Origin of the sequence: Pseudomonas fluorescens NCIMB 11764, from assembly GCF_000293885.2 — a bacterium.
GTDB lineage: Bacteria > Pseudomonadota > Gammaproteobacteria > Pseudomonadales > Pseudomonadaceae > Aquipseudomonas > Aquipseudomonas fluorescens_B.
In genome coordinates this window covers 3,831,502-3,857,213 of sequence record NZ_CP010945.1, presented here as the reverse complement: position 1 = coordinate 3,857,213, position 25,712 = coordinate 3,831,502, and the positions used below count along the sequence as shown (strand labels likewise).

At 54.9% G+C, this 25,712-nt stretch carries 20 protein-coding genes and 5 pseudogenes; 14 read left to right on the top strand and 11 right to left on the bottom strand.

Annotated elements, in window-relative coordinates; translation table 11 throughout:
* Positions 1-66 precede the first annotated feature (66 nt).
* The 9 genes and pseudogenes from tssI to B723_RS17755 all read left to right on the top strand — a co-directional run bounded on the left by tssI (position 67) and on the right by B723_RS17755 (position 10,388).
* The gene (gene tssI, locus B723_RS17785; RefSeq protein ID WP_052909695.1) at positions 67-2,109 is read left to right on the top strand and encodes a type VI secretion system tip protein VgrG; all 2,043 of its coding nucleotides are present in this window, start codon (positions 67-69) and stop codon (positions 2,107-2,109) included.
* Positions 2,102-3,001, top strand: coding sequence for a DUF4123 domain-containing protein (locus B723_RS17780; protein WP_017337992.1), 900 nt, complete (start codon positions 2,102-2,104; stop codon positions 2,999-3,001). The genes tssI and B723_RS17780 overlap by 8 nt, the downstream gene beginning before the upstream one ends.
* Positions 2,998-6,318 (top strand): toxin VasX, encoded by a 3,321-nt coding sequence (locus B723_RS17775; protein WP_017337991.1) that lies wholly within the window; start codon positions 2,998-3,000, stop codon positions 6,316-6,318. Before B723_RS17780 ends, B723_RS17775 begins: the two co-directional genes overlap by 4 nt.
* A complete protein-coding gene (locus B723_RS17770) occupies positions 6,288-7,445 on the top strand; it encodes a DUF6708 domain-containing protein (protein ID WP_338012302.1) in 1,158 nt (385 codons plus the stop codon). Before B723_RS17775 ends, B723_RS17770 begins: the two co-directional genes overlap by 31 nt.
* A gap of 81 nt (positions 7,446-7,526) precedes the next feature.
* Positions 7,527-8,621, top strand: a complete 1,095-nt coding sequence (locus tag B723_RS17765) for a DUF6708 domain-containing protein (RefSeq protein WP_031318719.1) — start codon at positions 7,527-7,529, stop codon at positions 8,619-8,621.
* 59 nt (positions 8,622-8,680) lie between these two features.
* Positions 8,681-8,770, top strand: a pseudogene (locus B723_RS33495) (Hcp family type VI secretion system effector); the annotation flags it as partial.
* Between the two features lie 123 nt (positions 8,771-8,893).
* Positions 8,894-9,244 carry a hypothetical protein gene (locus tag B723_RS17760; RefSeq protein WP_017337988.1) on the top strand — a complete coding sequence of 117 codons (351 nt, stop codon included), beginning with the start codon at positions 8,894-8,896 and terminating at the stop codon, positions 9,242-9,244.
* Between the two features lie 135 nt (positions 9,245-9,379).
* Positions 9,380-9,515 (top strand): annotated as a pseudogene (locus tag B723_RS34130) (RHS repeat-associated core domain-containing protein); the annotation flags it as partial.
* Positions 9,516-10,166: 651 nt separating this feature from the next.
* On the top strand, positions 10,167-10,388 hold the full coding sequence (locus B723_RS17755) for a hypothetical protein (RefSeq protein ID WP_017337987.1): 222 nt from the start codon (positions 10,167-10,169) through the stop codon (positions 10,386-10,388).
* A 312-nt stretch (positions 10,389-10,700) separates the two neighbouring features.
* On the opposite strand, the pseudogene B723_RS17750 reads toward B723_RS17755, so the two are convergent.
* A pseudogene (locus B723_RS17750) lies at positions 10,701-11,414 on the bottom strand (transposase); the annotation flags it as partial.
* Between B723_RS17750 and B723_RS17745 the strand changes: the two are divergent.
* A pseudogene (locus B723_RS17745) lies at positions 11,415-11,828 on the top strand (IS66 family transposase); the annotation flags it as partial.
* A gap of 178 nt (positions 11,829-12,006) precedes the next feature.
* On the opposite strand, the gene B723_RS17740 reads toward B723_RS17745, so the two are convergent.
* Positions 12,007-13,137: an asparaginase gene (locus B723_RS17740; RefSeq protein WP_017337984.1), complete on the bottom strand. Its 1,131-nt coding sequence runs from the start codon at positions 13,135-13,137 to the stop codon at positions 12,007-12,009.
* Between the two features lie 139 nt (positions 13,138-13,276).
* Between B723_RS17740 and B723_RS17735 the strand changes: the two genes are divergently transcribed.
* Both B723_RS17735 and B723_RS17730 read left to right on the top strand, forming a co-directional pair.
* On the top strand, positions 13,277-14,173 hold the full coding sequence (locus B723_RS17735; RefSeq protein WP_017337983.1) for a LysR family transcriptional regulator: 897 nt from the start codon (positions 13,277-13,279) through the stop codon (positions 14,171-14,173).
* A 280-nt stretch (positions 14,174-14,453) separates the two neighbouring features.
* Positions 14,454-14,936, top strand: coding sequence for a hypothetical protein (locus B723_RS17730; protein WP_017337982.1), 483 nt, complete (start codon positions 14,454-14,456; stop codon positions 14,934-14,936).
* A gap of 38 nt (positions 14,937-14,974) precedes the next feature.
* On the opposite strand, the gene B723_RS17725 is transcribed toward B723_RS17730, so the two are convergent.
* The gene (locus B723_RS17725) at positions 14,975-15,970 is read right to left on the bottom strand and encodes a formylglycine-generating enzyme family protein (protein ID WP_017337981.1); all 996 of its coding nucleotides are present in this window, start codon (positions 15,968-15,970) and stop codon (positions 14,975-14,977) included.
* Between the two features lie 795 nt (positions 15,971-16,765).
* Between B723_RS17725 and B723_RS17720 the strand changes: the two genes are divergently transcribed.
* On the top strand, positions 16,766-17,869 hold the full coding sequence (locus tag B723_RS17720) for a DUF6708 domain-containing protein (protein WP_017337979.1): 1,104 nt from the start codon (positions 16,766-16,768) through the stop codon (positions 17,867-17,869).
* Between the two features lie 133 nt (positions 17,870-18,002).
* Positions 18,003-18,938: a DUF6708 domain-containing protein gene (locus B723_RS17715; RefSeq protein WP_017337978.1), complete on the top strand. Its 936-nt coding sequence runs from the start codon at positions 18,003-18,005 to the stop codon at positions 18,936-18,938.
* Positions 18,939-18,981: 43 nt separating this feature from the next.
* Here B723_RS17715 and B723_RS32315 read toward each other — a convergent pair whose 3' ends face one another.
* The 8 genes and pseudogenes from B723_RS32315 to B723_RS17685 form a co-directional block, all read right to left on the bottom strand.
* Positions 18,982-19,221: a hypothetical protein gene (locus B723_RS32315; protein WP_425311785.1), complete on the bottom strand. Its 240-nt coding sequence runs from the start codon at positions 19,219-19,221 to the stop codon at positions 18,982-18,984.
* Positions 19,222-19,440: 219 nt separating this feature from the next.
* Positions 19,441-19,812: pseudogene (locus B723_RS17710) on the bottom strand (hypothetical protein); the annotation flags it as partial.
* A gap of 79 nt (positions 19,813-19,891) precedes the next feature.
* Complete coding sequence (locus B723_RS33490; protein ID WP_017337976.1) at positions 19,892-20,065, bottom strand: hypothetical protein; 174 nt, start codon at positions 20,063-20,065, stop codon at positions 19,892-19,894.
* 11 nt (positions 20,066-20,076) lie between these two features.
* The gene (locus tag B723_RS17705; protein WP_017337975.1) at positions 20,077-20,319 is read right to left on the bottom strand and encodes a hypothetical protein; all 243 of its coding nucleotides are present in this window, start codon (positions 20,317-20,319) and stop codon (positions 20,077-20,079) included.
* Between the two features lie 65 nt (positions 20,320-20,384).
* Positions 20,385-21,452, bottom strand: coding sequence for a lipocalin-like domain-containing protein (locus B723_RS17700; RefSeq protein ID WP_017337974.1), 1,068 nt, complete (start codon positions 21,450-21,452; stop codon positions 20,385-20,387).
* Positions 21,442-23,913 carry an ABC transporter permease gene (locus tag B723_RS17695; protein WP_031318715.1) on the bottom strand — a complete coding sequence of 824 codons (2,472 nt, stop codon included), beginning with the start codon at positions 23,911-23,913 and terminating at the stop codon, positions 21,442-21,444. The genes B723_RS17700 and B723_RS17695 overlap by 11 nt, the downstream gene beginning before the upstream one ends.
* 1 nt (position 23,914) lies before the next feature.
* A complete protein-coding gene (locus tag B723_RS17690; protein WP_017337972.1) occupies positions 23,915-24,583 on the bottom strand; it encodes an ABC transporter ATP-binding protein in 669 nt (222 codons plus the stop codon).
* A gap of 220 nt (positions 24,584-24,803) precedes the next feature.
* The gene (locus B723_RS17685; RefSeq protein WP_017337971.1) at positions 24,804-25,610 is read right to left on the bottom strand and encodes a class I SAM-dependent methyltransferase; all 807 of its coding nucleotides are present in this window, start codon (positions 25,608-25,610) and stop codon (positions 24,804-24,806) included.
* Positions 25,611-25,712 lie beyond the last annotated feature (102 nt).

The window sequence follows — 25,712 nt, the reverse complement described above, 5'->3', positions numbered from 1 at the left end:
AGAATTTCGCGTGCGTTGATCCGCCTTGCGGTCGACGAACGCCGCAGTGCACACGAGGAACAAGGGATGTTCGCGCCGGCCAATCAGACTCACTTTGCCCTGACCATCGAAGGTCTTTCCAACGACTTCCAGGTCCTGTCCCTGCAAGGTCGGGAAGCCATCAGCCAGCCGTTTGTGTTTGAGGTGGAACTGGTCAGCGAAAAGCCGTCCCTGGACCTCGAGACCCTGCTGCACAAACCGGCCTTTTTGCAGCTCTCGCCCGACGGCAGCGGCATTCATGGCCAGATCTATCGCGCCGCCCAGGGGGATTCCGGCAAGCGCCTGACCCGCTACGCGGTGACCCTGCGCCCGCAACTGTCCTACCTGGCGCATCGCATCAACCAGCGCATCTTCCAGAACCTCACGGTGCCGAAAATCATCGGCCAGGTCCTCGAAGAACATGGCATCCAGAGCAATGCCTACGCATTCAAGGTCGGGGCGATTTATCCTGAACGCATCTACTGCGTTCAGTACGATGAATCGGACCTGCAGTTCATCCAGCGCCTGTGCGAGGAAGAAGGTATCCACTACCACTTCCAGCACAGCGCCACGGCCCACAAACTGGTGTTCGGCGATGACCAGACGGTGTTCCCGAAACTCGCGCCGGTGGCCTATCAGCAAGACTCCGGCATGGTCGCCAACGACCCGGTGATCAAACGCTTCGACCTGCGCCTGGAAACCCGCACCAGCCGCATCACCCGCCGCGACTACGACTTCGAAAAACCGCGCATCACCCTCGAAAGTGAAAACCGCGGCGACGCCCTGCCCGATCTCGAAGACTACGACTATCCCGGTCGTTTCATCGACCGCGAACGCGGCAAGCACCTGGCCAAACGCGCCCTCGAACGCCACCGCAGCGACTTCCAGCTGGCCGAAGGCAAAAGCGATCAGCCGTTGCTGGTCAGCGGCCACTTCCTGGCCCTGACCCAACACCCGAAAGCCAAATGGAACGACCTGTGGCTGCTGACCGAAGTCCTGCACGAAGGCAAACAGCCGCAAGTGCTGGAAGAGTCGGTCACCAGCAGCACCACCAACCTGAAAGACGATTTCCACCAGGGTTATCGCAACCGCTTCCAGGCCACGCCGTGGGACGTGCCGAATCGCCCACCGCTGACGCAGAAAAAACCGCGCATCCTCGGCAGCCAGAGTGCGGTGGTCACCGGCCCCAAAGGTGAAGAGATCCACTGCGACCAGTACGGCCGCGTCAAAGTGCAATTCCACTGGGACCGCGAAGGTCAGGCCGACGACAAGACCAGCTGCTGGCTGCGCGTCTCCTCTGCCTGGGCCGGCGCACACTACGGTGGCATCGCCATCCCACGGATCGGCATGGAAGTGCTCGTCACTTTCCTTGAAGGCGACCCCGACCAGCCGCTGATCAGCGGCTGCCTGTACCACAAGGAAAACGTCGTCCCGTACGCCCTGCCGGCGAACAAGACCCGCACCACCTTCAAAACCCTCAGCTCACCGGGCGGCGCAGGCTTCAACGAACTGCGCATCGAAGACAAGAAAGGCCAGGAGCAGATCTTCCTCCACGCCCAGCGCGACTGGGACGAAAACGTCGAACACGACCAGAAAATCCGCGTCGGCAACGAACGCCACGACACCGTCGAGAAAAACAGCTACAGCGAATTCAAGGCAGAAGAACACCACACCGTTTATGAAGACCGCAAAGTCGAAGCCCGCGCCAACGACCACCTGACCGTGGGCGTGAACCAGCACATCAAGATCGGCACCGGGCAATTCATCGATGCGGGCCAGGAAATCCACCTGAGCAGCGGCATGAAAGTGGTGCTTGAGGCCGGGAGCGAATTGACACTCATTGGTGGCGGCAGCTTCATCAAGATCGATGCGGGCGGCGTGACCCTGAGCGGGCCGGTGATCAACATGAACTCCGGTGGAGGGCCGGGCAGCGGAACGGGAGCGGCGCCGTTGTTGCCGGGGGTGTTGAAGCAGGCGGATGCGGATAAGGCTGGGCAATTGTTGGTACCGGCACAGCGACAAGCGTTGATGCAGAAGAAGCCGATCTGCGCAATCTGCGAGAAGGCCAAACTGGAGGCGCAAAATGCTTAAGTCCGACTGGCCGCTGGAGATCGGATTACCTCAAGGCCTGCCGTGGAATGGCACCGTCGGTTTGCTGCTGGATGGCGTCAGCGTCGAAAAACTGCCCCAGCACCTTTATCAATGGTCGGACGATCCGGTGTTCGAGCCACTCTACCTCGGCACTCAGTGGGCCGAGTTGGGCGATCTCTCACCGTGCCTTGTCCGGATAAACACCCAGAACAATCCCATCCTCGCGAAGTTTCTGGCTGAACCCCGCCAAGAGTGGGGCTACCTGGTGTTCAGCGATCAACCCTGGGCGCAAATGGTCGAGCATTTCCGCTGGCTGACCAGCGTCATGCACCCTCAGGGTGAAGAGGTCCTACTGCGCGTCGCCGACCCTGCCGTAGCCCACGCGTTGCTCAGCCACGCCGAGAGCATCAAGGACTCTACCCTGTTCGGCCCGTGCTCACAGATCGTCACCGCCGACGCGGCGCTGGGCTGCTGGCACATCAACCAGCGACCGGGCAAAGCCTCCGAAGCCAACTACAGCAAACGCTACCGCTTGAGCGACGAGCAACTCAGCCAACTGGACGAAGTGAATTTCCGCAGCATCGTCGTGCGCCTCGACCAACACATGCACGAATACTTTCCGTCCTATCAGGCACAATTGACGCCGTTGCAGCGCTGGGAACACCTGCACGCATTGGCATCGACCTCGTACGACCGCGGCTTCAACACCGAACTCGACATCACTCTTTACGCCAACATTCACGGGTTCCTCGGCGAGCGAGCGCTGGAGGAGCATCCGGACCTGGATGCAATACTCAAGACCCCGTCGGAACAAACGTCCGCTCAGCGACTCGAACGGGTCGCTGATATTGCCCAGGAACGGGCTGAAACCCTGCACAGGAGCCAAGGATGACCACGCCAACATCGGCCGGCAAAAGCCCGAACAACGTTGCAAAAAGCAAGGACGACGGCAAGTGCGCCATGGGCGGCTGCCCCCTGATGAAGGCCAAGATCCAGCTCATCCCTCTGCGTTACGGTCTAGTCGAACGACTCGACCCATCCAGCGCACTGGCGATGCCGTACAAAACAGCTTCACGCCCACTGGGCATTCGCTTGATTCGCGACGGCTGGCTCTACGTCATCGTCGACAAGAAACCTCAAGCCGTCATGCACGAATACCGAATCCAGAACGGCATCGTGACCCAACTGCTGTGGGAAAAAGGCGAAATCACCGCCAACAAACGCGAAAGCAACGTGGGCGAAGCCGTGCTGGTCTTCCCGCGTTTGAGCAAGCTCTACGTCAACTACTCCGAAGTGCAATGGACCGCCGCCAAATGCGCGCAGGTCATCAAGCACAAGTCCGAGCGTGAATACTTCATGCAGGCAGTGGACCTGACCAGGGCCGATCCGGAGAAAGGCGCGGCTAATCTGCTGACCCCGAGTCAGGCGGAAAAGTGGATTGCGGAGGTTGCGGAGCAGCCGAGTAAAGAGCCGGCGATTACGGGTGCCAAGCCTGAGGAAAGCAAAGACTATCTCTGGGAACAAACACCTCACTTCAAGAAAACCCAGTTGGGTGCGCTCAAAAAGCAAGTTAAGTCGGAAAACGAGCATGACCATCTGTACCTGGTCGTGCAGGATGACTTGGGCGTGCTGCGCGATCTTGCCGAGCATCAGGATTTGGTCACTGGCTGGATCAGTGACTGGAGTGACGCTGAAGCCAATCAAAAAAAGTATGTGTTTGGCTGTTATATCGAATCGTTGTACACCGTAACCGGCGAAACCATTCTGAATGCCGCCCAAGGCGACCCACGTTTTGCCAAACTCAAGGACGAAACAAGCGAAGAGCAACGGCAATCCATCGTCGACTATGTCAACGTTAAAAATCAAACCCAGTATTCAGGCGCTGGTACGCATCGTGGGGCTATTGCAGCTTCAAAGTCGCGGATGCGTACGAGTCTTGGACCTTTGCATTCCAAGTACGAAGACCTGATCGAGACTATCGAAGAAAATGCGGGTGACGCGCTCGAGGGCGCGAAAATGGGACAACAGGGCATCAACGATCTGATTGATCGGCCCGCTATGGAAGCCTTTCTGAAACAGCAACGCGCCCAACTCAGTCGTTGGAACAAACGGCTGGACCTGATCAGTGACGATCGCGCAAATCTGATCAGTGAAGAACGCTTCCAACGCTCAGCCTGGTATTTCGATCCCAAATTTGGCGATCAACTCGACACAACTCTCGCTACTGAATATGCCTGTATGAGAGACATTTGCCGGACAGACAAAGCGACTGAAAAGCTTGCCGATCTGATCGAGAAACAGCCGGGTTTTACCGTACCAACCTTCTTCACATTGAGCTTGACTGATCAGAAGGACATGCACGCAAAGGTCACATCGTTCATCAAGTCCCTGCGCGATACCTATATGGCCAAGGACGACTATCAGGGTGCGCAGGCACTCAGCGGAAAATTTGGCAAATTGCTCACGCAGAATCTCGCAGCAGCAATGCAATTGAGTGAAAACGGCATTGTGCTCGGTCAGTTGCGCGACACGGCGTATGAGCCGGCAAAGCAATTGCGCCTGGCAGGAGCGCTGGATGAGGCAATGCAAGCGCTACGCAGTGGCCAGCCGCTAGATCCAGCAAAAGTATTGCGCCGAATTCCTGGCTCGGCCTGGATAGATGTTCTGCGAGCCTTCGGTAAGGGAGGTATTACGTTGGAGTTTGCCTCTGCGAATCAAATTGCCACGTTCAAAGCTGATATAGCCAAACTGACAGATCTGCGCCAGCAAATGACCTCGCTGAAAAATCAGATTCGGCAAACCCTTGCTGATGAACGTAAAGGAAGGTCACCAAAAGGCGGTTACAAAACCTTGGTATCTCGCCGCAAAGCCATTCAACAGACTGTCGCTCCCCTTGAAGGACGGATAGCTCAGGCCATGAGTCCTGTTGGTGACGGGCCGGGCAAGGCGGCCTTCAAGATTAAAGGGCTTAACAATGCTCAGGTGCTTGAGTTTGAGCGGATGGCCGATGACTATCGGCTCAAGCGTCCGTATAAAGGTTTGACTGGAGAAGTTTTCAAATCAGTGGGTGGCGATGTGTTTGCTTCGGCTGCATTTGTCATGCAAACGATAAATTTCTACCAAGTTTTTATCGAAGTACGTTCTAAAGCCGTGTGGGATACCGCAGATACTCTATCTTTCTTTAACGCTCTATTTTCTACGGTAGGAGGCGGTTTGGCTGCTGCACAGGGTATTGCCATTACAAGTCTTTCTGTCGCTATCAAAAATTACACAAGCGCCGCCGGCAAAATCAAATTGGCCGCAAAACTAGGGAAAATCACCGGAGCATTGAGCCCATTTGCCTACATATTCAGCGCAGTTGCCGCAGGAACAGGTATGTATGGTGAAAAAGGATCGGCTGCCAAATGGACAGAGGCGTTACGTTCAGGGAATGGTGCCAAGTTGACAGGCGCCAGCATGACATTAGCTGGTGACTCTGGACAACTTGCGCTCAATGGTTGGGCCTTCGCCAGGAGTGGCCAATCAATTTATGAGGCGTTTACCACTGTAAATCAAGCACGTGCGCTGGTTTGGGTCAAAGCGGGTGGTCAACTGTTGAGCATTGCTGCCAAAGCCAACTTGATTGGCCTGGTGCTTACTGGTCTGCAGTTGGGCGGAGAGTGGCTGTACAACCGAAACAACAAAACAGCTTTGGATACTTGGTTGCAAAAAGGCCCTTGGGGTAAGCAGAGCGCCAACCGCAGTCTGATTGAGGAGCGCCTACTGCTTGCCGACATAACGGCAGCACCGCAGGTAGCGTTGCAGACGATAAACAATAAGCCTATGGCGGTACTGCGCATACCGGGAATTACGGCTCGTGAACTAAATGATGTAGAGTTTGGCGTGAGCGCTTACTGGCTGACAAACCACCAACGTAATGATTGGGAGGCATGGAGCGAGCCGCTGCTTTATCAATTCAACTTGCTCAGTGCTCCGGATGAACCGCTTAGATTAGGCATGGACATTTTCCAACACGAAGCCAATGCCCAACATGGTTTGGCTATCGCCCTACGCTATCACCCCCTTGCTGGCGATAAATCCTTCCGAGAGAAACGCTTCGAAACTACGACGTTGAACGCGCAAAATGGCAAACTATTTTCGGCTGTCTCTGTTTTAAAGTCGCGCACAACCGATGCCCCATGGCTATTGGTCAACAGCGACTTCCTGTAGCTGCCCGACTCACCACTTTCCGGTTGAATAACATGCCATCCAAATCAATGAATAACGATGAATTTAATCTCAAGCACCAGCGCCCCGTCGCTGGTGAATCTCGACGTTTTATTACTGGCGAAGCAGTGTTTTTCTCGCCACTCCCCGTCCCTACCGGCCAAATCCCAATGGATTTGGGGGGAAGCTTTCTTGATGTCAACGACACTTACCTGGACGTAGGTAGCAGTAACGTCAATAAGGCATTCCAAACCAGGGTTATGATCGCAAGCAGCATGCTCATACTGATTGTGGGTTTAATAATCGGCCCCTTCATCGCCGGGCTAATGAGTTTCGGTGATCCCTATGGCAGATCATTTACACATATTTTCATAGAGTTTTTCCCTACCGGCGCTGCAATCGGCGCTTGGGGAGCAGCAGGAGCCACAGTTCTGGGGCTCTACGTTGTCATCAGCACTACCCTAGCCAAAGTCCATACCCGTCCGATACGCTTTAATAGACAGCGCCGCGAAGTCTGTTTTTTTACTAATGGTTCTGACGAGCCGGTCATCCAACCTTGGGAAGAAATGGTGTCCTGGCTTTCTGTCAGTACTGGTGTGACTGGGGTCGGCGTCATGAGTACTTATACTTTTGGCATGGCATTTGACGACCCTAAAACAGATACCGTCCATTTTGTGAACCAGGGAGTAATGACTCCAGTTCATGGCTTGGGTAAATGGGAGGCGATACGTGTTTACATGGAAAGAGGGCCACAACACTGTCCCGGTAAAGCACCGTACGAAGGCCGGCATACGTTTGATAAAGAGCGCGGAGATATGATTGAGGAGTACCAACATAACGAGCGCTCCGCGTTAGGTGTTGGCTGGTGGTATTTCACTCATGTAATCACCTTATGGCGCTTTCCGTATTGGGTTGCTGAATGGGATCATCGTTTCAGTATGAAATCTCTGCCGGACTCCATTACTGAGTGGTCAAAGTCTATACCGACTGAGCAATGGGCCAAGCCGAGCCATGCATTGAAAGAGCAAAGTGCCATGATCGAAAAGGCTTTTGCTCAGGGACAAGATTTCATGACGTACTTCAAAGCGAACCTAAATGAAATCAAGACAGAAGAATCGATAAATAATTGAATGGTATCGATGAGTCGCGTCCTTAATGCTTAAATATAATCGACTACCTCATGCCGGACATGCATTTTATGGTTATCCGGCATGACACCTACTTCTCCACAGTACGACAAGTTCGATATTCGACAACAGCGCCCCATCGCTGGTGAATCTCGACGCTTTACTACTGGCGATGCGGTGTTTTTCTCGCCACTACCCGTTCCGACCGGGCAAATCCCAATGGATCTCGGCGGAAGTTTTGTTGAAGTCAACGACACCTATCTGGACTTGGGTAGCAGCAATCTCACCAAGTCTTTCCAAGCACGATTAGCTGTGTCACTCCCAACAGTCGTAGTTATCGTTTGTCTATTTGTTCTCCCAACATTGATGGGCTTCGCAGCATTCATAAACCCATTCGGCAGAAGCTTCTGGTTTTACTTCAACGATTTTTTTGAATTCGGAATATCACTAGCGCTCTGGTGTGGAGGGGGAGCAGCGCTGATTGGCCTGTACGCGATTATCAGCACCACAAGGAACAAAGCCCGCGCCAGACCCATCCGATTTAACCGTCAACGCCGAGAGGTCTGTTTCTTCCCGAATGGCTCCGACGAAGCCGTGATCCAGCCTTGGGAAGACACGGTTGCGTGGATCTCAGTCAGCACCGGATTCACTGGAGTAGGCGTAATCAGTAGCTACACCTTTGGCATGGCCCTAGATAATCCCAAGGCCGATACGGTGCACTTTCTCACACAGGAGGTCATGACTCCTGTTCATGGACTAGGCAAATGGGAAGCCATACGTACCTACATGGAAAAAGGACCGGAGTTCTGCCCTGGTAAAGCACCCTACGAGGGTCGCCACACCTTCGATAAAGAACGACAAGACATGCACGAGGAATACCAGCACAACGAACGTTCCGCATTAGGAGTTGGTTGGTGGTACCTGACACACATGATCACTTGGTGGCGCTTTCCATACTGGGTGGCGGAGTGGGACCATCGTTTCAGTATGAAGTCTCTACCTGATTCCATTGCTGAGTGGTCCAAACCTCTTCCGTCTGAACAATGGGCCAAGCCAAGCCCAGCGCTTAAAGAGCAAAGCTCGAAAATCGAAAAAGCCTTTGCTCAAGGGCAGGATTTTATGACGTACTTCAAGGCAAACCTAAACGAAAGCAAGGCAGAAGAATCATCAAATAGCTGAGCTATATGATTGCCAAAAATCAGGTGGCCCGATAACCGTTAGATCAAGTCTGAGCTTTTACAAAACTGGAAGACGCCATCATCGTCGCCATCAACAACAAAATGCACAACTGCCAGGATACGTCGAACTCGCACTTCACCCACTTGGAAAAAGCTTTTAACATCTATCCAGCAACAAGAGATGAGCATCTATATAGATGGCACGGTGGTAGTTTCCAAAACGAGACCAAAGGAAGACCACTTAACCCATTGGTACCCGAGGATTTTTGAGCCATGACTAAGATAAGTATTGCTTCTGCAGCCCCCACCAGCGACCTTGAAGTGGCCAAATTCCTGCACCAACGATTTAAAATGTCGCTGATTGGCTCACAAAAAAAGCTCGCCATGGGCGATAAAGGCTTTTTTTACACGTGTGACCTCTATCAAAATGACCATGTTGAGCGCGACAAGGATATTCGCGACATAATTAGTTTCTTCAGTCAAAAGAAACTTCCACTACTGCTCCTGGAAATCGAAGATGAGCAGGAATGGGGTGATTTAGATACAAACCACCTTAGTCAGTATTCGATTTCTGAAGAGGAACTGCTAAACGCGCTGGACTCATCTAAAGGACTTTACGAGTAGCAGAACCCATTTCTCATACTTAAATGCTTGACCTGCCTTCGATGAAAAGGGGGTGTTTTGCTGACGACGTCAGCAAAACACCCTAACAGTCAGGATCGCCTAGACTGCGCACGGTAATCGAGTTTTACCTGACTCGAGGCAGAGACAGGTCTCCATTACAATCGTCATTAGCTCTTACAGTCCAATTGCAGGGCGATTTCAGACACTGGGTCCCATGAAGCTTGCGGGCGGCTTGAACAACTACCAGTACGCATCTAACCCTACTGGCTGGCCTACTTGGGGTTGATGTTCAGAGCAATTACGAAAGCTGCTCCAGTCTCCCCAAGAAGGCTCCGCTGAAGCCATCCTCGCACTGACCCAGCCCCGGCGAATCATCTTCCAGGCAATAACCCTAAGCGGACACTAGCGTCAAGAGCGGAGACGTCACCCCACCGGTGGTCACCGAATCAAAGCCTGACGTCTACGTCGGACCATCCGGGCCGGACTCAACATTGCCATCTACCGGCTACCGGTATATGGGCTACAAAAATGCTGACGGAAGCGTCAACGGTCACGCGCAGAATACGATCGACACTCAGGAAGCCAGGCTTTCGTATTTTGGTTTTGAAAAATTTGAGACTGGAGACGCTGCGACGGAAGCTTTCTAGGTTCGCGCGCCCAAACACGTCACTGCGGCAGATCCATCGCCGGCATGGAATGACGGCCGTCTGCGCTTGAAATTTGACACGCTACAGCTCTACAAGGACGGAGCACCAAACGTTACAGTGCCGTACGAATTTGGTGGCAAAGGTCCGAATCTGGAACCGTTCACCAAAGCCTACCCTGAGTACGGAACGGGCGGCTCGCAACAACTCATCCCAAAACCGGGAAATCCCACTGTCATTAAAGTGGATGAAGTCACTATTTTGCCGGAGTAGTAAACGTGCTAACTGACCTGCAGGCCCGCGTATCCCTTAAAGAGCTGATCGAAAAATACCTGAAGGGAAGAGATCCCGATTACGATCGTCTGATCGAAATCGTTCAGGATACTTCAAGGCAAGTACCGATCAGAGGGGTGCTCGAAGACATCCGACGGTTCAATAATGTGCAATTCACGCAAGAGGAACTTGAACTGATCGACGACCTTTTATACATGTACGGGTAAGCGGCTTACACGCTAGCACTCATGCTGGTCCTCGGTGCTGACTTTTTCTGGTTGCTACCTAGCCAGGCTCAACGAGGAGACGCAGCAGACGCCATTTCTCTCATTCTCCACTCGCGAATAGACGTCCGCTACCTACCCAGGCTGTGTGAAAAAGCACTGAATACGTCGAAAGTTTAGAACTACGGGCGTTGTCTGCGACAACCAGCAGACGGAAGCGCGAATTGCCTTAGTCAGCTACATAGACGTTCGTAATGCTGTTTGGGCCGCGTCAGCGGCCCAAACGGCTACTAACGGGCGAGCAAGTGGCTGGATTTACGTCCTGATCGCCTCAAGCAGTCCTACTGTGCCGAAGATGCTCATCATTCGTTTGAGGTTGTAGGCGAGTACATGAAGACTCATTTCGGTACTTACCCGCGGAAGTGTTTTGGTCAGGAAGTGGGTGGCTCCCATCCAATATTTGAGCGTTCCAAAAGGATGCTCAACAGTCTGGCGGCGAACCTTCATCTTCCCCGGGTCATGTTCCAGCCGAACCTGCATCGCGTCGATTACCGCCTCATGTTCCCAGCGCGTCACACGACGTTCCTTACCCGTCGTACATTGCTTTTGCATTGAGCAGGACTGGCAGCCCGAGAAGTAGTAACAATGCAATAACATGCCGTCTTCCATCGACGAATGCCGCCTGGTCAGTAGCTGCCCCGCAGGGCATCGATACTCGTCCGACGCAATAAGATAGATGAAATCCTGTTTGCCGAATCGGCCTTCGGCTTTGCTGCCAGATGTGAGGGGTTTCGGTACGAAGGTAGTGATGCCGGCTTGCTCGCAAGCAAGGATTTCCAGACCTTTGTAATAGCCTCGGTCGGCCACCACCGTTAGCAATTCAGCCTCGATTTCTTCACGCGCTTGGTTCGCCATATTGCTCAGTTGCCCACGATCATTACCAACGTTGGTCACCTCATGGGCAACGATCAGATGGTGTTTGTCGTCGACAGCTGTTTGTAGGTTGTAGCCAACCGTTCCGGTGCCTCGAGCGATGAGGATCGTTGGCGAATACGCCAGGAAAAAGCAGCCCCGATCATCAAAACGCTGCATGACTGGATGTTGGCCCAGCGTGATCTGGTGCCCAACGGATCGGCAACAGCCAAAGCCCTGGATTACAGCCTTAAACGCTGGGTAGCGCTGACGCGCTACCTGGACGACGGGGCTGTGCCCATTGACAACAACCAAGTCGAAAACCAGATCAGGCCGTGGGCACTTGGGCGCTCCAACTGGTTGTTCGCCGGATCGCTACGCAGCGGCAAACGGGCGGCAGCAATCATGAGTTTGATCCAGTCTGCACGCATGAGTGGGCATGATCCGTATGCGTACGTTCTTACTCGCCTGCCAATGCAGCAGGCGAGTAAGATTGACCAGCTGTTACCGCATCAGTGGGTATCGGCCTGAGTCATGCGGGGTGACTTTGGTGGACACTTAACTTGTAGCGCCCGATGGGCCTGAGATCGTATCCGTTGATCACGAGTTGCTTGGGAGTGAGCTCCTTGAGGGAGTGATCCCCCTGAACTGGAGCTCGGCGAAGTGGCTTTGTAAGTGATCTTGATCAGCGTCTGGGTGGCAGATCAGGTCAGTATTTGTACATTATTTCACGTACTTCTACTGGATCGCTCGTCTGAGTCAGCGCCAACGCTGTCAGCAGGCGGGCTTTTACGGGCGTCTGGTCGTCAACAGCCACAAATCCGTAACGCTTATCGGCATCATACGAAGCGCCACGGTACAGCGAGCCACTGCCAGTGCGTGAGCTTCGTACAAGCAACGTTTTGTCGCCTAAGTTGGCAAGTTCTGGCAACAGTTGATCTGAAACGTTGCCGTTCCCTGTACCAGCAATCACGATTCCCCGCGCTCCCGCTTTCACAAACGCATTGAACGCAGTCATGTCACTGTTGGTGTACTGGTAGGTGATATCGACTCGCGGCAGTTTTTCGATCTTGCGGATATCAAACTGCGATTTAACAGTGTTGGCGCGAATCACATCCCGATAGAAAAATGGTCTCCCCTCGACGACATAGCCGAGCGGGCCGTAGGGCGACTTGAATGTATCGGTCTTGAAAGAGCTGGTTTTACTCACGTCCCTGGCACTGTGGATCTCGTCGTTCAACGAAACGAGGACGCCTTTGTTCTGGGATTGAGGTGAGGCGGCGATGACCACCGCATCGAGCAAGTTAAGAGGCCCATCTGCGCTGATTGCCGTCGAGGGACGCATTGACGCAGCGAAGACTATTGGCTTGCTGCTGTGCACGGTCAGGTTAAGGAAGTACGCGGTTTCTTCCAACGTGTCGGTGCCGTGGGTTACCACGACTCCATCGACGGACGGATCTTCAAGTAGCTTCTCGACACGCTTGGCAAGCTTGATCATGTACTCCTCAGTCATGCTCTTGCTGCCCACCTGGAACAACTGCTCAGAGGTAACGTTAGCGAATCTCGCCGCGTCGGGCACTTGCTCTAGTATCTTGTCCACCCCCACTGACGCAGTTTTGTAGGTAGAGGTATCTGTGGCCAGTTTCCCCGCCCCAGCGATGGTTCCACCTGTTCCTACGACAACGATGTGGGGTTTCTCAGCACCCTGCAGGTTGGGTGAGTCGGCGAGCGCGTAAAGGGGTACGGATGACAGCACGACCCCCAGGAAAACCCCTTTTGCCAGCGAGCTGAAAGAACGTTGCGATAAGTATATGCGGGATGTCGCAGGAAAGTGGGGCATGGTGTATCTCTCTGTGGCTTAGACCTAGCGGGATTAGCCGTATTGTTAATGTTATGGCAGGCAGGACGATGCTACAAAGAGGGATTGATAACGTCTATTCGTCGTTTACAATCAGATTATTTTTCCTAGGTTATCAATCATGATCGATGCGCGATTGCTTGAGTGTTTCGTTGCGGTCGCAGAAACGTTGCATTTTGGGAAGGCCGCGCAAAGGCTTTTCATCAGTCAGCCGGCGCTGACTCAGCAGATTAAGCGCCTAGAATCAAAGCTTGACGCGATGCTGTTTGAGCGAAGTACGCGGGCGGTATTCCTCACGCCTGCCGGCGAAACGCTGCTGCGTAGAACGCGACTGCTGCAAGCTGAGACGGATGACATGCTTCGTCAGGTTCGCCAGGTAGCTCAAGGAGAGGCGGGATTATTAAAAATAGGCTTAACCCCTACCGCTGCCTGTTCATCATTGGCGGAGGCTATCTACCGTTTCAGCATCTCGCATCCGAATGTCGAGCTGGAGCTTCACGAGCTCAATTCCGTAGACATGGTGGCTGGCCTTCGACAGCGCAAGTTGGACATCGCGTTCATGCGCCCAGTGAACACTCACCCAGACATACACATGATGACGCTCTACAAGGAACCGCTCGTTTACTGCATTCGTGCTGACCAAGCTGGTACAGGCCAGATTAAGATCCGGCTGAGCAACGTGGCGGCGGCTCCTTTGATTGAGTACGACAGTCGTATCTCGCCGTACTTTAATGGGCTTCTTTCAAAGATTTTCATCGACCATCGACTGGTACCACGGTATGGCCATCGCAGTATCATCCCGACGATCCTATCCTACGTTGAGATGGGGCTGGGCGGCGCTATCGTTCCTGCCTCCTTGAAACGCTCGCGTGCGAGTGGGCTGAGTTTTCTTCCACTAGCGGATGTCCCTCAGCATGCCGTAACGTGTGTTGCTTGCCTCAAGGCAAATCAAAGCAAGCTGATCTTTGACCTTCAAACATACCTGCAAGCGTTCGACTTCCAAGCTACCTGGGATTGATTGAGTTTTCACAGATAGAGCCAAGCTAAATAGAAATGGAATCATGCGCTGACTGCGCTGCTTGAGAGTACGTTAGGCTGATCGGGCATGTAGCTGCAACGCAAACGGCCGTATGTATTGGAATGGTTTTTATCTGAAGGATGCTCTCACACGTCTGCCGACGCAGCGGATGAGTGAAATTGCCGAGCTGCTTCCGCATCGATGGGCGTCGGTTTAACGCAAGGTGTGCTGGCCGGACGCTTACAGAGAACTACTCTACGCATAGCACTAACGCTCACGGTTGGCGGTCGACAAAGCAACCCTTCTAGAAGCTAAAAACCTAGCGACCTACTTGCTCAGTAACCATTCGATAGATTTGAAGGGCAAAAAAATCCCGTTAAATATGCTGCCGCCAGAAACCATTGGGCCAATGCTGTACCTGTTAACGGAAAGCTTCGTAGAAAGCTGGGCTGAAGATCAGGAAAAAGCTGTTGTTCTATTGCTATCCCATTTACGCAGTTGGAGGCATTTCATTGAGGTACTGGAACACTGTTCGAAAAGCGGCAGCAAAACTAAGGCAATGGATAGTTTGAATCGTATCAATGCTCTGCTCGATGGTGGTGAACAACGTGAGTTCAACCGGTTTATCGGTTCGTTGGCAATCAATAGTGATTCTTCTATGCGGTCGGAAGGGATGCTTGCGTGGACTCCGGGCCTTCCATGGCGTAAAGAAAATGTCTTAATTGCAGCAAAACGGAGCAGTTTATTTGACGGTTTAGCTTAATGAGGGGCGCCAATAGGCGCCCCCATGGTTTCGTTGCTCTAAAGCGGCTGATCCGACTGAATGGCGCATCGAAAACTGTTACCTTGATAGTGACCATCTTGAATTGGTTCTTCAGCCCAACGGCGGACTATAGGGGCGGCAAACAAAGGCGCCTCAGAATAATTTGATCCCCTTTTTATTCTTTTAGTACCGGTGTCTGGTCCTTTTGGGTTTTCTAATGGAGAGTGCTGATAATAATCTTTGCCATACCAATCGTTGACCCAATCAGTAGCATTGCCTGACATATCGTAGAGGCCCAAAGGGTTGGGTGTGAAACGTTTTACAGAAAAAGTGGCTGTTTCAGACACCATTGGAAAATTTTTCCCATAACTTAGACTCCCAGTATCGGTCGGAAACAGCACATGATCGCCTCGACTGCGGGCTGCATACTCCCACTGGGCCTCAGTGGGAAGTTCCACGGGGTAACCACTTAGTTTTCCAATCCACTGGCAGTAATCTTTGGCCTCCTGCCAGCTTTGAGTGGGAGCAGGTAGCGTTGGATTATAAAGTGTGTCTTTTAGATCTTCTCTATTTCGATATTTAGTGTCAAACAAAGGCTTTCCGTTCGCGACAAAAAACAGATCAAACTGCTCAAGCGTAGTCTGAAGTTTCGATAAGTAGTAACCACTCAGCTTTACCGGGTGTACGAAATCATCATCACCATCAGGACTAATGTTACACATCTGCTCAGGATCTTGCCCACAAGGCCAGGTACACACATCCTTTTCGTCGTACTCACAAATCCAGCCAAAGTCCCCCATATCAAACTGTCCACCCTCGACAAAGACCATATTGTCGATGGACTGCACGACGGTGTTGAGCACCTTGCCGCGCAGTTCGCTGGAAAGATCAGGGTACTTCTTCGCAATGGTGGCCGCGATGGTGGAAACTTTCTCTGGTGCAAGACTCTTGCTGGTAGGCAAAGGGCCGGACTCCGCCTCGCAACCGACTAAAAACATCATGGCTGGCAGGGCAAGTACGAGCTGACGTAGCACTGGAAATATCCTTATAAAATGCGACAAATGCCGAACATTAACATCCCCTGCCCGCACAACAAAGTCCCGCACAAAGCCCTTTCAATATCTCGGTATTTGCCAGGCTGGCGAGAATTTTGGCTGCGCTTGGGTGACGCAACGCAGATGCGTCAAGCGTGGCTTGCAGGCGCGGTCTGGCCAATCGGGTTTTGGCATGGAATCAACGCAGGTTTGAGCGCAGCATGGGGGGCGAATCTGGCCATTTATGTTCAGACATTCAGAGCTGTTCGGGTAGCACGAGCTGCGGTCATTCTTGGTGACGCTGCAGCGATTGGCCGAGGAGTCAGGCAAGCCCCCCATCTAGCCTTTAAGGCGTTGGGAGTGACCATTTTGATAGTTGGGGGGTATTTGCACGACTCTACACTCAGGACACCCCATTGGAAAAATGGGTGAAAGGTACAAAATTTGGGGTCGCTCCTGCTAATTGGTCCAACAACTACAAAACCTCTATGATCGAGTTCTACAATGTCATTTTTCCTATCAGTTTCGAAGCATCTCGCTTAAATGGGTGTCCGGTTTCATTAGACCACTACAAAAGCCGCCTTCCCTAAGGAAGTCCTGGAATGGTCAAAACCTATCCCCGCCGAGCAACACGCTAAGCCGAGCGAAGCGTTGCTCAAGGAGAGCGCTGAAATCCGGAAGGCCTTCTCCAAAGGGCAGAACCTGTTGGATTACTTCAAGGTAAAATTTGCCGAAACGGATAAAGAGGCTGCCGTGGGCGTGCCCCAGTCCAAACCCACCTTATGGTAATCCTGAATGACACCTACCTCTCCGCAGTACGACGAGTTCGATATTCGACAGCAGCGCCCTGTCGCTGGTGAAACCCGTCATTTTGCCACTGGAGAGGCTCTATTTTTGTCGCCACTGCCTGTGCCCACCGGGCAAATCCCCATGGATTTTGGCGGAAGCTTTGTTGAGGTGAATGACACATTCCTTGACGTAGGCAGTAGTAATTTCGGCAAGGCTTTCCAAGCTAGGGCAATGATTGGGCTCGGTATGATGTTCATTTTCTCATGCCTGATTGTTCTGCCTTTGCTTGCAGGATCTACTACTTGGGGAAATCCATTTTCCGAGTCCTTTTGGGACAGAACGGCAGGCATGTTCCATTTCGGTGTGACCTTTAGTATTTGGGGGGGAGGAATAGCGGCGCTCCTGGGTACTTACGTTATCTTGAGCACTACCAGAGCGAAGTCCCGCACCCGCCCTATTCGATTCAACCGCCAACGGCGTGAAATCTGTTTCTTCCCCGAAGGTTCCGACGTCCCCGTCATTCAACCATGGGAAGAGACAGTATCTTGGCTCTCAATCAGTACAGGAGTTACTGGAGTGGGAGTGACAAGCGCCTATACCTTTGGTATGGCGTTCGACGACTCCAAAACGGACGTAGTGCACTTTGTTAGACAAGGAGTAATGACTCCTGCTCATGGCTTGGGTAAGTGGGAAGCCATACGGGTCTATATGGAAAAAGGTCCAGGGTTCTGCCCTGGCAAAGCACCCTACGAGAGTCGCGACACCTTCGATAAAGAACGACAAGACATGCACGAGGAATACCAGCACAACGAACGCTCCGCTTTAGGAGTTGGTTGGTGGTACCTGACGCACCTGATCACCTGGTGGCGTTTTCCGTACTGGGTTGCGGAATGGGACCATCGTTTCAGCATGAAATCTCTACCTGAATCCATTGCAGACTGGTCTAAACCTCTTCCGCCTGAGCAGTGGGCGAAGCCAAGCCAAGCTTTGAAAGAACAAAGCGCGAAGATCGAAAAAGCCTTTGCTCAAGGACAGGATTTCATGACGTACTTCAACGCAAACTTAAGTAAAACCGATGCAAAAGAGTCCGCAGGTAGTTCGGCATTATGAGCGCAGAGATCAACAGCCCGGTGATTGGCGGGACCAGAACAATCAGCGTCCTGTCGCTGGTGAGTCCCGACGGTTTGCCACTGGCGAGGCAGTGTTCTTTTCACCCTTACCCATTCCTACCGGGCAGACGCCAATGGACTTGGATGGAAGCTTTCTTGAGGTCAACGATACTTATCTCGATGTGGGTAGTAGCAACTTCAATAAGGCTTTTCAAGCCAGGGTTATGATCGCGAGTGGAATGCTCTTGCTGATTGTTAGTTTGATAGTAGGACCTTCCATCGCCGGTTTGATGAGTATTGGAGATCCCTACGGCCGAACATTTATCTACATTTTCATAGAGTTTTTTTCCACTGGCGTTGTCATCGGTGCTTGGGGAGCAGCAGGAGCAGCAGTTTTAGGACTGTATGTTGTGATCAGCTCCACACTCACCAAATCCCGCACCCGCCCCATCCGCTTCAACCGCCAACGCCGCGAAGTCTGTTTCTTCCCCCACAACTCCGACGAACCCGTCATCCAGCCATGGGAAGAACTGGTCTCCTGGCTCTCCGTCAGCACGGGCTCAACCGGCGTAGGCACGATGAGCACTTACACCTTCGGCATGGCCTTCGACGACCCTAAGGCCGATAAAGTCCACTTTGTGAATCGAGGTGTGGCGACACCTATCCATGGGTTGGGTACGTGGGAAGCGATCCGCATCTATATGGAAAAGGGGCCGCAATACTGCCCCGGCAAGGCGCCTTACGAGGGTCGCCATACTTTCGATCAAGAACGGGCCGATATGCACGAGGAGTACCGGCACAACGAGCGCTCGGTGCCAGGTGTTGGCTGGTGGTATTTTTCGCATGCAATCACTTGGTGGCGATTCCCGTACTGGGTTGCCGAGTGGGATCATGGCTTCAGCATGAAAAGCCTGCCTGACTCGGTTTCAGACTGGTCCAGGCCCTTGCCACCCGAGCAATGGGTGAAGCCAAGTGCTGAGTTGAATATACAAAGCGCCAGGATTGAACAAGCCTTCACCCAAGGTAAGGGCTTTAGTGCGTATTTCGAAACCAGGATAAACCCCGAATAAAACCCCAAAAAAAAATCGGACGATCTCATTGATCGTGCGTTTTTTATACCCTCGCCTCCAACAACCAATGACGACGCGGCGCAAGGTCGGAGTTACCAAGTTTGCGGATCAGCTTGGAGGTGTGTTTGAGGTAGCGGAACGGCAAACGCTCAAACGAGTCTTTCGGGCCGGCGCAGTGCTTGCGGGAGAAGCGCCAGGCCAGTTGACGGAACAGTCTTCTCTGCCAACGGATCAGCACACCCGAAGAAGGTGTTCGCCCAGTGTAATGGCCTTGGCAATCCATGCACCGGTAAAGAGCCCTGCCACTGGGCGAACGGAAAGTATTTTAGTAGAACTCTTTGAATATGTCCGCGCATATAACATGAAATTTATCGAACAACGATTAAATGTCATTCCAAATATGACTTACATACACCCACAAAACTCACTGGTTAGGCCATAAAACCGAATATTCTTGTACAAAAAAGTTATACAGGAACAATCGATACTATAGAGTCAATACTCAACTTTCGTGTTGGGTGGTCACTTTCAATACATCGGTGTAAGTCACGACAACGCTTTGCCCTACTTTCAAGTCCTTCAGTTTTTTCTGCACTTCAGGATTCTCGACGTTGACGGTTTTCGACTGGCCCGCCGGGTTTTCGAAAGTCACCTGGTTTTTCTTCAGGTCGATGCCAGTGATTTTCAGCTGCACCTGGACCTGACGGAACGCTTCACCGCCCGGGTTGGGATTGTCTTTTGTCGCGCGGATTTCGCCGGTGTGCTCGATGGAGCCAGGCAGCCCTTTGTCGACATCGGTATCGAGGTAGGCCGCCACCGAGCGGGTGACTTCGATCTTGACCTGATCCCCGACCTTCAGGTTGCCCAGATTCTTACGTTCCCTGTAATGAATGGCAGCGGACGACTCTGAACCAAAGCTCAGCGCCGTCCGTGCCACTGAGCATAGACGCTGTTCAGCGATTGTCCGCCGTTTCTTGCGCGGTGGATTCCCCGCTTTCGGTGCCTTTGCCGCTGTCCTTGCGGCGAGTGGGATCGGTGGGTCGCAGGGCGTCGTTGTCGCGCTCGACTTCTCCGGGTGGACGCGGTTCGTCGGGGTGTTCCGAGGTGTCAGGCGATTGGCGGTTCACGTTGGTTCTCCTCAGGCGTCGGGGTCGTCGACCTCGTGGGCGACGTTCACGGCAGGCGAGTCTTTGTGGGATTGATCGGCCTTGGCCTTCAGGGCTTGCCACTGGTCGAGGTCGATGGCGCCCTGCCCCAGCAAATCGTCGGCCACACGCAGCAGCTCGGCGTAATGGGCGTCGGGGGATTGCTGCCAGTAGGCCTTGTCTTCAAACAGGCGCTGCCATGCTGCAAGGTCGGGTGGTTTGAGGTCGTCGCTCATGGCGGGCTCCTGGGAACGCGGGCATTCTTGAATTAGGAGGCCGACGCGCTGCTGAGAGTTCCGACTTAATAGCCGGTCATTTCCAGATAGCCCTGCCCTCCGTGACTGCCGCTCAGACGCACAGGGCCTTCCCAGTACGGAATGCGCAAATCCATCCAGGCATTGGGGTTGAGCGCGTCAATGGTGATGTCGAGGTGTCTGGCGGGGATGGTGATCGACCAGCGCACGGGCATTGAGCGCCCGGCGACGGTGGCGGTGTCTTGTGGAATCAGGCGGATGTCGGTGGCGTGCAGCAACTGAGTCTGGCCCTGGGCGTCGATCCAGGTGCCGGTGAGATATGGCTCGCCGTTCTTCTGCCGCATGCGGTACAGCATGACTTGTTCGCCGCTGTCCAAATGCAGGGAGAACCAGTCCCAACCGCTCTGGTTCGCGGTCAGCGGCTGGCTGCTCCACTCGCGATCAAGCCACGCCGGGCCGCTGACCTGATAGGTCTTGCCGTCGATCTCCAGCGTACCGCTGGCCTGAAAAAAAGGCTGACTGTAATAGTAAGACGCCTGGCCCTGTTCGGACTTCTGGCTGAAGCCCTTGTCCCCTTGCAGCACCGGCGGACGCGTGGACGTGAGCCGCAGTTGGTAGCTGAAAAGCTTGTCACGGGCGCTGAGTTGAAGATCCACCAGCGTATCGGCGCCCTGACTGCTGAAACGCCAATCGTCGATCCACGCATTGAACGGCTGCACGCTCACCCCGGCCTGGCCGACGCCGCCACGGGCATAGCGTTCAGCCGCATGATGCACCGTCGCCGAGGTCACGGCCGCATGGCCCAGCCAGATCGTCTGGTTAGCCCAACCTGCCACTTCGGGTGTGGCTTTCAAGGCACTGCGAAACAGCGTCCATTGCACACCGAACTCGTGACCTTGATCGTCCTTGAGATTGGCGGTGATGTACCACCACTCGATGCGAAAACCATCGTGAGGTCCGTGATCCGCCGGAAAGCTGAACACCCGACCAGGCACGACCGGGGTAAACGCGGCCGCTTCACCACCGAGGCCAGCGAAGCCTTTTTCGACCGGCGTCGAGTCATCGCAACCACTCAAAAAAAGTGCCAGCAACAGCAAGCCGAGCTTAATCCTCATGAGCAAACGTCCTCAGCAGGTCCGCCGGTTGCGAGCGATACAGCGAGTACAGCGGCCACGCCGACGCCAGCAAGGTCGCCAGCACCGCCAACCCCATCAACTGCGCCAGTTGCAGCGGAAACACCCGCAACGGCAGGCGCCAGCCGAACGCCTGAACGTTGATCACCGTGTCCAGGCACCACGCCAGCGCGATGCCCAGCGGCAACGCCAGCACCAGCGTCAGCACCGCCAGCAACCAGGTTTGTCCGAGGTTGAGCAGCATCAACTGTCGGCGGGTAACGCCCAACGCCCACAGTGGCGCAAGTTGCCCGAGTCGGCTCTGGCTCTGGGTCAACAGGCTGATGAACAGCGCCACGCCCGCGACACCAAGGGTCAGGCTGTTCAGCGCGGCGGTAGCGGCGAAGGTGCGCTCGAACACTTGGGTGGACCAGCCTTTGAGCCGGGCCTGATCGACGATGCGGCTGTCGTCCAGGGCGAAACGTGTTTGCAATGTCTTCAGAAAGGCCGGGATCAGCGGCGGCTCGATGCGCAGGTTGAAGCGGTTCGGCGTCAGTTGCGGCCAGCCGCGCAGCAGGTGGTCGACGTTGACCAGAAGGTGGCCCTTGGGATTGCCGTAGTCGGCGTAGATCCCGACGATTCGCGGCGACCACGGGCCGTTCGGCGTGGGCAGCGTGAGGTGGTCGCCGAGATGCACCTTCAGGCGCCGGGCCAGTTGCTCGCTGAGCATCAACGCGTCGTCCTTGGCCAATCGGTCCCATGGATTGTCGCCCAAGGCTTCCAGCAACGGCCAGTGCTGGCGATACGTCGGGTGGTCGATCACGCCAAAAACGTCCGCCGGCCAGCCCTGCAACTGGATCGACACCTGCCAGTTGGGCAGCACCGCGCTGAGTGAGGGTTGCTGTTTGAGCCAGCTCTGCAATTCTCTGGCCTGGGCCGGATTTTGCGGGTTCACGTACAGCTCGGCGGTCAGCCGTTGTTCGAGCCAGTCGCTGAAGGTCTGGCGAAAACCGGCGGTCATGCTGCCGGCGCCGATGTTCGCCGCCAGCGCCAACAACAGCGCCATCAACGCCAGGCTCAGGGCCGGCAATTGCTGACGGCAATCGGCGAGAAACCATTGACCGAGCACCGAGCGGCTGCGCTGCAGCACCAGGTTCAGCACCGTATCGAGCACCACCGGCAGCGCCAGCGCCGCGCCGATCAGCAGCGCGGCCATCAGCAGGAATCCACTGGCCAGGCTGTCGCCAACGATCAACGCCAGCAGTGCGATCACGCCCGCAATCGCTGCCACCCAGCCCTGACGCCGCAACCAGCGCGCATGGGCCTGATGCCAGGCCTGCGGATCGGCCAGGGCCAGCAACGGCAAACGTGCCGCCCGCAACAGGCTGTTGGCACCGGCCAGCATCGCACCCAGCAGGCTCAGGCCAACCCCGCTGAGCCACCACCCAGGGCTGAGGCTCAACTGCCCCGCCACTTCAGCGCCGTACAACCCGCGCAGACTGGCGGCGACGTCTGGCAGCAACACACTGGCCAGCAGGTAGCCGCTGGCGACGCCTGCGATGCCGCCGACCAGCGCCAGTCCACCCAGCTCAACAGCAAGGCAAACGATCAGCATTCGAGCACTGACCCCACAGGCGCGCAGGGTTCGCAGCAGGCCCCGACGTTGCTCCAGTGCCAGTCCGATCGCGGCGTGCACGATGAACAGGCCAACGACAAAGGAGAGAAAACCCAAGGCATCGAGGTTCAGGTGAAAGCTTTCGGTCAGGCGCGAGAGGTTGTTCTCTTCGCCGCTGGTTTTTAGTTGGAGCTGGCCTTTGAATTGATCAGGCGAAGTCGCGGTGAAATCCTTGGGCAAGAGCAGCCGCGACAGTTGATCCGGCAGCCCCAGAATCTGCTGGGCGAAACCAATGTCCACCAGCAACAGACCGGGGGCCATGTCGGCTTGCATTTGCAGTGGCGGCAACGCCACACCGTTCAAACTGGAAGGACGCTCTCCTTCGCGCAGCCCCAACGCCTGCAACGTCTGCGGCGATATCCAGGTACTGCCCGGCGGGCTGAAGAACCTGACAATTTGTTCAATCTCCATCGCCCGCCCGGCCACCGCCGAACCGGCCGGCAACGACACCGGCTCGATGCCCATCAACTGCAAGCGTTGATCTTCATGGCCCTTGAGCGTGACTCGTCCTTGCAACACCGGCGACACCGGCCAGCCCGCACGGCGCAGCTCGACAAACAATGCCTGTGGAAACGTCCCACCACTCGGGGCACTGAGACTGGCCTGGGGTTCGCCGCCGATCAATTGACTGGCCCGCGCATAACTTTCCCGCGCCTGACTGTTCAGCGCCTGCACGCCGGTCAACAGGCTAGTGGCCAGCCAAAGCCCGGTCAGCACACTGAAAAACTGCACCGGGTGCTGCCGCCAATGGCTGAGCAGCGCGCGCATCGTTTCGCGAAAAACCCGCACTTCAGCGCTCGTCCGCGCCAGCCAGGCGACCACGGTGCAACACCACTTTCTGCGCCAGTCGCGCCGCCACTCTCGGGCTGTGAGTGACCATCAACAACGTCGTGGGGCTGTCGTCGAGCAGCTCCAGCAACAACTTCAACACTTCATCGCTGGTGGCTTCATCGAGGCTGCCGGTGGGCTCGTCGGCCAGCAGCAGTTTGGGTTGCGAGGCCAGCGCCCGCCCCAGTGCGACCCGCTGCTGTTGACCGCCGGACAACTGCTCCGGATAACGCCGCAGCAAATCCCCCAACCCCAGACGCTGCACCAGATGCGCCTGCCAACGCGGGTCGTGCCGCCCGGCCAGCCGCGCCTGAAACGCCAGATTGTCCTCCACGCGCAAACTGCCGATCAGGTTGAACTGCTGGAACACCAGACCGATTTCAGTCCGCCGCCAGTTCGCCAGCTGCCCTTCGTTCATCTGATCCAGCTGATGCACGCCACTGCGGATGCTGCCGCGATCGACCTTGTCCAGCCCGGCGATCAGGTGCAGCAAGGTGCTCTTGCCGCTGCCCGACTCGCCCATCAACGCCAGGCTGCTGCCGGCTTTGAGCGTCAGGTCGACACCTTGCAACACCGGCAGCGGACCTTGCGGAGTGGCGTAGCTTTTGAAGACGCCTTGGACCTGAAGCATGGTTGAACCTGATTGAGGAGCGTGGGGCAAAGGATAGCGGGCCGGGGCGGGTTTTGTCCGTTGCGGTTTTCGGTCCTTTTCCGCCAACGACACGCTCTAGGGAGCGCGATCAGGTTGGATTGAGCGCGGTGGAGGAGACCTTTACAGCTGCAGTGAACGGGCCGGCCTATTCGCGGGCAAGCCACGCTCCCACAGGTACTGCGGTGTTTTTGATTTGACCTCAGTACTTCACCCCCACCCACGAAAAACACAACGGCAATTGCGCCGTGCGCTTCTGATAGCGGTCATAAAGCTCCTCACGATTGGAATGCGGATATTCCTTGAAATGGCTCATCTGCAACCCCGCCTCGATAGCGCCGGTGAAGATCGCGCCCAGCGTGTGGACGAACCAGTAGGACGTCGCCGCCTGCTGCTCGACCTTGCCTTCGTAGACGATCGGCTGGTCTTGCACAAACGGCTCGCTGCGAAAGTATGAACTGGCCAAGCCATACGGGTCGGCGGCTTCAGGGTCGAACATCTCCAGGAACGGATGGGTTTCGTAGATCACCAGCGCGCCACCGGGCTTGAGGGTGCGGGCGACGTGGCGGAAGAATTTGCCGATGTCCGGCATCCAGTTCAAGACGCCGATGGTAATCAGCGCCACATCGAACCGGTCATGCAGTTCACTCGGCAGATGATGGATGTCAGCCTCGATGAATTCAGGTGCGTGCGGCGAGCGGGACGCCAGCTCCCGCGCCTGATCGAGAAAGGCCTCGGACTGGTCAACACCCACGACACTGCGGGCACCCAACGCAAACAGGGAAAGACTTTCGCGGCCGTTGTTGCAGCCCAGTTGCACCACATCCTTGCCGTCGACGCCGACCTGTTCCAGCACACCGCGCAAGGTGTCGTCGATGCAGGAAAAATCCCGTTGAGTGACGGCCTTCAATAGGGACTGCCATTCAGGAGCGTTTTTGTGGTGTCGGGCGGAGTCATTCCAGGCATCGCGGTTGCTGGCGATGGCGTTTTCTTTTGTCGGCATTTCCATTGCACACTCCAGAACTCGGGGGTTATCAGACCGACCCGAGTCTAGATCAGTGTTTTTGAAAAACCCATGTGGCGTTTGTTGGAATGTTGTAAGCCAGGCATC

What these genes read in the sequence shown, in the direction of transcription:
- tssI (WP_052909695.1), top strand. Translation starts at nt 67, where the DNA reads ATGTTCGCGCCGGCCAATCAGACTCACTTTGCCCTGACCATCGAAGGT.
- B723_RS17780 (WP_017337992.1), top strand. Translation starts at nt 2,102, where the DNA reads ATGCTTAAGTCCGACTGGCCGCTGGAGATCGGATTACCTCAAGGCCTG.
- B723_RS17775 (WP_017337991.1), top strand. Translation starts at nt 2,998, where the DNA reads ATGACCACGCCAACATCGGCCGGCAAAAGCCCGAACAACGTTGCAAAA.
- B723_RS17770 (WP_338012302.1), top strand. Translation starts at nt 6,288, where the DNA reads ATGGCTATTGGTCAACAGCGACTTCCTGTAGCTGCCCGACTCACCACT.
- B723_RS17765 (WP_031318719.1), top strand. Translation starts at nt 7,527, where the DNA reads ATGACACCTACTTCTCCACAGTACGACAAGTTCGATATTCGACAACAG.
- B723_RS17760 (WP_017337988.1), top strand. Translation starts at nt 8,894, where the DNA reads ATGACTAAGATAAGTATTGCTTCTGCAGCCCCCACCAGCGACCTTGAA.
- B723_RS17740 (WP_017337984.1), bottom strand. Translation starts at nt 13,137, where the DNA reads ATGCCCCACTTTCCTGCGACATCCCGCATATACTTATCGCAACGTTCT.
- B723_RS17735 (WP_017337983.1), top strand. Translation starts at nt 13,277, where the DNA reads ATGATCGATGCGCGATTGCTTGAGTGTTTCGTTGCGGTCGCAGAAACG.
- B723_RS17720 (WP_017337979.1), top strand. Translation starts at nt 16,766, where the DNA reads ATGACACCTACCTCTCCGCAGTACGACGAGTTCGATATTCGACAGCAG.
- B723_RS17715 (WP_017337978.1), top strand. Translation starts at nt 18,003, where the DNA reads ATGGACTTGGATGGAAGCTTTCTTGAGGTCAACGATACTTATCTCGAT.
- B723_RS32315 (WP_425311785.1), bottom strand. Translation starts at nt 19,221, where the DNA reads ATGGATTGCCAAGGCCATTACACTGGGCGAACACCTTCTTCGGGTGTG.
- B723_RS17705 (WP_017337975.1), bottom strand. Translation starts at nt 20,319, where the DNA reads ATGAGCGACGACCTCAAACCACCCGACCTTGCAGCATGGCAGCGCCTG.
- B723_RS17700 (WP_017337974.1), bottom strand. Translation starts at nt 21,452, where the DNA reads ATGAGGATTAAGCTCGGCTTGCTGTTGCTGGCACTTTTTTTGAGTGGT.
- B723_RS17690 (WP_017337972.1), bottom strand. Translation starts at nt 24,583, where the DNA reads ATGCTTCAGGTCCAAGGCGTCTTCAAAAGCTACGCCACTCCGCAAGGT.
- B723_RS17685 (WP_017337971.1), bottom strand. Translation starts at nt 25,610, where the DNA reads ATGGAAATGCCGACAAAAGAAAACGCCATCGCCAGCAACCGCGATGCC.